Origin of the sequence: Salinivibrio sp. MA427 (genome assembly GCF_001996115.1) — a bacterium.
Lineage (GTDB): Bacteria > Pseudomonadota > Gammaproteobacteria > Enterobacterales > Vibrionaceae > Salinivibrio > Salinivibrio costicola.
Map to the genome: position 1 here is coordinate 1 of NZ_MUFH01000132.1, position 6,826 is coordinate 6,826.

A 6,826-nucleotide genomic window follows, 5' to 3' on the forward strand; every position below is an offset into this window, starting at 1 on the left:
AGCTGTTCCCGCAGCACCGCCATTACACAGTGCAACACGTCGCGGGTAGGCTGTTTCGCAAAGCAAGCGAAAGTCAAAGGAGAGCAAAATGGGTGTAACAGTTAACACCAACGTGTCTGCGATGACTGCGCAGCGTTACCTGAATAAAGCGACCGATGAGTTGAACAATTCAATGGAACGTCTGTCGTCAGGTAGCCGAATCAACAGTGCTAAAGACGACGCGGCGGGTTTGCAGATATCTAACCGATTAGTGGCCCAAACTCGAGGGCTTGATGTGGCAATGCGGAACGCCAATGATGGTATCTCGATTGCCAGACTGCCGAAGGGGCTATGCAAGAGTCTACCAATATTTTGCAGCGTATGCGGGACCTTTCCTTGCAATCTGCTAACGGTGCCAATGGTAAATCTGAACGTGTGGCTATCCAAGAAGAGGTTGAGGCACTGAAAGATGAGCTGAACCGAATTGCAGAAACGACAGCCTTTGGTGGACGTCGATTACTGAATGGTTCGTTTGGTGAAGCCTCGTTCCAAATTGGTGCTGACGCCGGTGAAGCGATCATTATGGGACTCTCGAGCATTCGTGCAGATGATTTCCGCATGGGTGGCGTAGAATTTGTCGGCAGTCAACCCAAATCAGCTGGCTGGGAAGTGGATGGTGCAGCCTCGACATTACAGCTGCAATTTACCACTAAAGAGGGTGAAAACGTCAGCTTAAGTATCGGCGCGAAAGCAGGCGATGATGTGGAAGAGCTGGCAAGCTATATCAACGGTCAGTCAGATGAAATGCTCACCGCGTCCGTTGACGAGGAAGGACAGCTGCAAATCTTTATTGAAGAGAATAAAGTCGCAGGTGCCGTCAATTTTAGTGGTGGACTCGCCGCCTCTCTGGGCATGGTTTCGGGTAACGGTGACTTAGTGACAGCGGCAGACCTCGATGTGTCCGATGTCGGTGGTGCTCAAATGGCTGTTGGCGTTGTCGATTCGGCGATGCGTTATATCGACAGTCAGCGGGCGGATTTGGGCGCGAAGCAAAATCGACTCAGCCACACCATTAGCAACTTGTCGAATATCCAGGAAAATGTGTCGGCTTCAAACAGTCGTATTCGAGACACAGACTTTGCGCGTGAAACGACGGCAATGACCAAAGGTCAAATCCTACAGCAGGCGGGTACCTCGATGCTGGCTCAGGCCAAACAGATGCCGCAAGCAGCATTGAACCTTCTGCAATAACCTCTCGTTTTTACAGGTAAAAAAAAGCGGCAAGCGATTGCCGCTTTTTTTATGCCAATTTTTATCAAAATCCCACTAAAGATATCTCTCCTTTGGGCGTTAACCTTCATAGCGCCATACGGCATCGGTATTAATACCGACACGCACAACAAAAAAGCTAAAGCTTTCTCAACGTGCGCCGCTACATGGGTTGTGAACAATTTTACACTGGTTTTCCCTGGTCAGCTGGGCGAAGCCGGACCTAGAACCTAAGGAGAATAGTTATGGCTATTACTGTTAACACTAACGTCCCTGCGATGACAGCTCAGCGATTTTTGAATAATTCAACCGATGCGCTGAATAACTCAATGGAGCGTTTGTCATCCGGCTCTCGTATCAACAGTGCCAAAGATGATGCGGCAGGTCTTCAGATTTCTAACCGCTTGATGGCACAAAGTAGTGGCTTGGGTGTGGCTGTTCGAAATGCCAATGACGGTATCTCAATGGCGCAAACCGCTGAAGGGGCGATGGAAGAGTCAAGCAACATCTTGCAACGTATGCGTGACTTGTCACTGCAATCCGCTAACGGTGCAAACGGTGATGCTGAGCGTGGTGCAATCCAAGAAGAGGTTGTGGCGTTACAAGATGAGTTGAACCGTATCGCAGAAACCACCTCGTTCGGTGGTGCGAAGCTCCTCAACGGCACATTTGGTACGCGTTCGTTCCAAGTGGGTGCTGATGCTGGTGAAGCGGTAATGATGGAGTTCAAAAACATCCGTGCTGACCATAGTGAAATGGGTGGTGCTAGCTTTACGGCTACGAATGGTAAGTCAGCAGGGTGGACAGCTACTGCCGGTGCAACCATGGCAATCAATATCACCAATGCGGATGGCACCTCAACGTCGATCAATGTAACGGCGAAAGGCGGTGATGACATTGAAGAAATCGCGACCTACATTAATGGTCAGGCTGACGATAAACTCAGTGCATCGGTGACGGAAGACGGTGAGCTGCAAATTGTCACTGGGGCAGGTTCGGATGCAACCTTCTCAGGGGCGCTGGCTACGTCGCTCTCCATGGGCACCAAAGTGGATGAAACCATCAAAGATGTGGATGTTTCGTCTATGGGTGGCGCACAAAAAGCGGTCGGTATGATCGATAATGCGATGCAATTTATCGATTCTCACCGTGCTGAATTGGGTGCGAAGCAAAACCGTTTGAGCCATACAATTGCGAACTTGGATAACGTCAATGAAAACGTATCGGCCTCGAACAGCCGAATCCGTGATGTTGATTTCGCGAAAGAAACAACGAACTTGACCAAATCGCAAATTCTGCAGCAGTCTGGTACCTCGATTTTGGCGCAAGCCAAGCAGGCACCACAAGCGGCACTGAGCTTGCTCGGTTAACCATTCACGAGCGGCGGCCTAATCGCCGCCGCTACGTTTTTGGAGGTGAATAGCAATGGACATTTCATCCGTTTCCAATTCATCCCTGCTGCACTCAAAACCCTCTGATGGCACAAAGATTGCAAAAGATGTAAGAGTTGGAAAAACGCAGTCTGATCCGGTGAATCAGCATCAGCAAGCTGAACGCCGAGAAGCGCGAGAATCAATGCAGCAACGGCGTGTTGAACAGTCGCAGCGCATTGAAGAAAACCGTCAGCTACAACGACAACAGCTTGAAAAGCTGGTCGCCCGGCTAGATGAGTTTATGTCTGACTTTAACAAAGGGCTCGCATTCCGACTGGATGAAGACACAGGACGTAGCATTGTCACCGTGTATGAAATGAACAGTGGCGATATCATCCGTCAAATTCCAGAAAAAGAAATGTTAGAGCTTGCTAAGCAATTGTCGCAACACGCGCGAGGGCTGGTCACAGAGAAGGTGTAACGAGGTGAGAGAGTCGTTATGAGTGTAAAAGCAGCAGGCATGGGCGGTGGCATGGATATTAATGCCATGGTCACTAAAATCGTGGATGCTGAACGTGCACCCAAGCAAGAGCGGATTATCAAACGCACTAATGACGTTGAAACCGACATTAGTGCGTTTGGTCGATTAAAAGATTCTCTCGCGACACTTAAAACCCAGATGTATGATTTTCGTCGCAACGAAGGTTTTTCGGCGAGAACCACATCGGTGAGCAACCCCGACGCGCTCGGTGCTACGGCAACACCGGACGCCATCCCTGGACGTTATCAGATTGATGTACAGCAACTTGCGGGGGCTCATAAGCTTGTCTCGCCAGGCGTCGAACCTGATGCCTCGTTGGGTACGGGTAAACTTACGATCACCATGGGTAATCGCACCAGTGTGATCGATGTGCCGCAAGGCAAAGACAGCTTGGCTGACGTTGTGCGGGCGATTAACAACGATCCTAAAAACCCCGGGATCCAGGCGTCGCTTATCCAAGACGATAGTGGCACACGTATGGTGCTAAACGGTAATARAACCGGGGAAGCGAATCGGATCGAAGTGAATGTTGATGCTCAGATAGGCAGTGCACTCCACCAGTTAGGGTTTCAAGCTGGACAAGCTAATAATGGCATGACGCAAATGCAGGCAGCACAAGATGCCAAGATACTGATTGATGGTATCGCCTCGGTGTCCAGTACAACCAATACATTTGATAATGCTATCGAGGGTGTCTCGTTAGAAGTTGACCAAACCAGTGATAAGCCACTTTCACTGGCGGTAGAGCATGACCGAGAATCGGTACGATCAACGATTACGTCTTTTGTTGATAACTACAATGCGTTCTTCCGTGTCTCTCAAGCCGTTAGCCAATATGATCCCGAAACGCAACAAGGCGGTCCGTTGGCGGGTGAAAGTGTGATACGTACGGCGACCAGTCGGTTACGTAACTTATTTTCATCCCCGATAGAGAAAGCGCCTGAAGGGATGAAAACATTGAGTGAACTTGGGGTGACGACCACCATGGATGGTCGTTTAGAAATCGACAATAAAGTGTTAGACCGCCAGCTGCGTCAAAACTTTAACGCTTTAGAAGGTTTTTTCGGTGGCAATGATGGCTTTGCGCGTCAATTAGAGCAGGTGGTCAATGGGTTCACCGGCGCGGGTGGAGCGATCAGTAACCGTGAAAGCACGCTTTCAGAGCAAAAGCTGAGATTACGTGATGATCAGCGTGAGTTAGATCGACGCATGGAAAGCTTAGAGTCACGAACCATGCAGCGCTTTTCTGCGATGGAAGAAGCAACGAGTCAAATGCGTTCTCAATTGCAAGCAATGCAAAACATCATGCCAGGTTAGCCATGACAGAGATAGCGGATTGGCTCGCCACCTTAGAGGTAATGGATGCAGACATTGCTCAGCACTTAACCCTAAGTGATATTGATCCAGAAAAGCTGGCTCAACAATTGCATGATAGAAAAACGCTGCTCGATAAGATTGCAGCGTCAACACAGGCGCCGAGTCACCCACAATGGTCCGAGGCGTTGGCAAGAACAAAAACGCTCATTGATACGCTCGAAGAGCACAAAGCAGAATCTGCCAAGCGCTTGTTACAGCAGCGCAAGGGGAAGCAGTCTGTGCAGCTGTATAAGAAATTTCAATAGGTGAGGAAGACTATGAGAGGCTCACTACAGGCCTATAAGAAGGTCTCGGTTGACAGTCAGTTAAGCGCCGCGTCGCCTCATAAGGTTATCCAGATGCTGATGGCCGGGGCTATTGAGCGTTTAATTCAAGGCAAGGCGGCGATGGCACAAGGCGATTTATCCGTCAAAGGTGAGCGCCTAGGTAAGGCATTGGATATTATTATCAATCTACGGGCTTGTTTATCTATGGATGAGGGCGGTGATATCGCGGATAATTTGGATGCCATTTATGACTTTATGATTCGACAAGTCAGTGCCGCCAACTTAGACAATACGCCAGAACCCATTGACGATGTGATTGAGCTATTGCGAGAGATAAAATCAGCTTGGGACCAGATTCCCTCTGAATACCATAATATGACCCAAGCGACCAGTTAAACCGCCTACCAAAAGACGGACATGGCACTGGAGTCACAGGTTTACTGTGTCTCCGGTTGCCTTATGCGCGTTCTCTATTACAATGTCTTGATTAAAATTGAGATTGTTGTTGCTTACGAGCGGCACAATAATAATAAGTTATCAGGGCAGACGTATCTCACACATGCAAGATTTAGCAAAGATCCTTGTTATCGATGACGATGACCAGTTTCGTCACGATCTCGGCGTGATACTCGATTTTATCGGCGAGCGTTACGCGCTTCACTCGACCACAGATGTCAGTGATGCACTCTGGGAGCAAAACTGGGGCGCATGTTTTCTTGGTCACGTCCGCTCGACATCGCTGTTAGAGAAAGTGCTTGACCAACTTGCGACCTATCACCATGTTCCAGTGATTGCGATTCGACGTCATGATCGTGAACTTTCCGGGTTGCCTAATTATGTCGGCGAACTGGGCTTACCGTTAAATTACCCACAATTGTTTGACGCCTTACACCATTGCCGTGAGTTTGCTGGAAAACAAGCGTTTAGTATTCCACAACTCGCAGGTGACAACACCGCCTTTCATAATATGGTTGGCAAGAGCGATGTGATTGAACAGGTTCGTCATTTAATTGATCAGGTTGCTTCAACCGAGGCAAGTGTGTTGATTTTAGGTGAGTCTGGCACCGGTAAAGAAGTGGTTGCACGCCATATTCATCATTCATCCTCACGCGCGACCGGTCCTTTTGTGCCGGTGAACTGTGGTGCGATTCCCGGAGAGCTCCTCGAAAGTGAACTCTTTGGCCATGAAAAAGGGGCATTTACCGGCGCAATTTCAGCGCGCAAAGGACGTTTTGAACTTGCGGAGGGTGGAACGCTCTTTTTGGATGAAATCGGCGATATGCCGATGCCAATGCAAGTGAAGTTGTTACGCGTCCTTCAAGAGCGTACGTTTGAGCGAGTGGGAGGAAATAAAAGTATTCGCGCCAATGTCAGAGTGGTTGCTGCCACTCACCGCACACTGGAAACGATGATCCAAGAAGGCGAATTTCGCGAAGATCTCTATTACCGACTCAACGTATTCCCGATTGAGATGCCTGCATTGCGAGATCGTATTGACGATATTCCCTTGCTTATCCACGAACTGATGTCTCGTCTAGATGGTGAAGGAAATGGACGAATTCATATTTCACCGCGAGCAATTAATTCGCTAATGGAACATCAGTGGCCGGGGAACGTGCGTGAATTGGCCAACCTTATCGAACGCTTGGTGATTTTATATCCGGGGCAAATGGTGGATGTAAATCACCTTCCCGCGAAATATCGCTACAGTGATATTCCTGAATTTCAGCCAGAAGCGTATTCGGTAGAAGACACCGAAATGGCAGAGCGAGAGGCACTCACTGCGATGTTTTGTGAGCCAGATATTCCCGCGTTTGACGATGAGATGCCAGGCTTTTCTGACAGTCCAGGTTTTACTAGTTTGCCTCCCGAGGGCGTTAATCTTAAAGAGACCCTGGCTGAGGTAGAAGTTGATCTGATCAAGCAGGCACTTGAGGCGCAGTCAGGCGTCGTCGCCAGAGCCGCGGACATGTTGAGTATGCGGCGAACCACCTTGGTGGAAAAAATGCGTAAGTACGGAC

6 protein-coding genes and 1 pseudogene are annotated in these 6,826 nt (G+C 49.2%); all 7 read left to right on the plus strand.

Going from position 1 to position 6,826, the window contains the following annotated elements; translation table 11 throughout:
- Positions 1-88 precede the first annotated feature (88 nt).
- A pseudogene (locus BZG79_RS09575) lies at positions 89-1,230 on the plus strand (flagellin).
- A gap of 263 nt (positions 1,231-1,493) precedes the next feature.
- Complete coding sequence (locus BZG79_RS09580) at positions 1,494-2,618, plus strand: flagellin (protein WP_077678593.1); 1,125 nt, start codon at positions 1,494-1,496, stop codon at positions 2,616-2,618.
- 55 nt (positions 2,619-2,673) lie between these two features.
- Positions 2,674-3,102 (plus strand): flagellar protein FlaG, encoded by a 429-nt coding sequence (locus tag BZG79_RS09585; protein ID WP_021023049.1) that lies wholly within the window; start codon positions 2,674-2,676, stop codon positions 3,100-3,102.
- Positions 3,103-3,120: 18 nt separating this feature from the next.
- Positions 3,121-4,479, plus strand: a complete 1,359-nt coding sequence (gene fliD, locus BZG79_RS09590; protein WP_077774269.1) for a flagellar filament capping protein FliD — start codon at positions 3,121-3,123, stop codon at positions 4,477-4,479.
- 2 nt (positions 4,480-4,481) lie between these two features.
- A complete protein-coding gene (locus BZG79_RS09595; protein WP_077677131.1) occupies positions 4,482-4,784 on the plus strand; it encodes a hypothetical protein in 303 nt (100 codons plus the stop codon).
- Between the two features lie 12 nt (positions 4,785-4,796).
- On the plus strand, positions 4,797-5,201 hold the full coding sequence (gene fliS / locus BZG79_RS09600; protein WP_021023052.1) for a flagellar export chaperone FliS: 405 nt from the start codon (positions 4,797-4,799) through the stop codon (positions 5,199-5,201).
- Between the two features lie 163 nt (positions 5,202-5,364).
- The coding region (locus BZG79_RS09605) for a sigma-54 dependent transcriptional regulator (protein WP_077774270.1) at positions 5,365-6,826 on the plus strand (1,462 nt) is incomplete at its 3' end.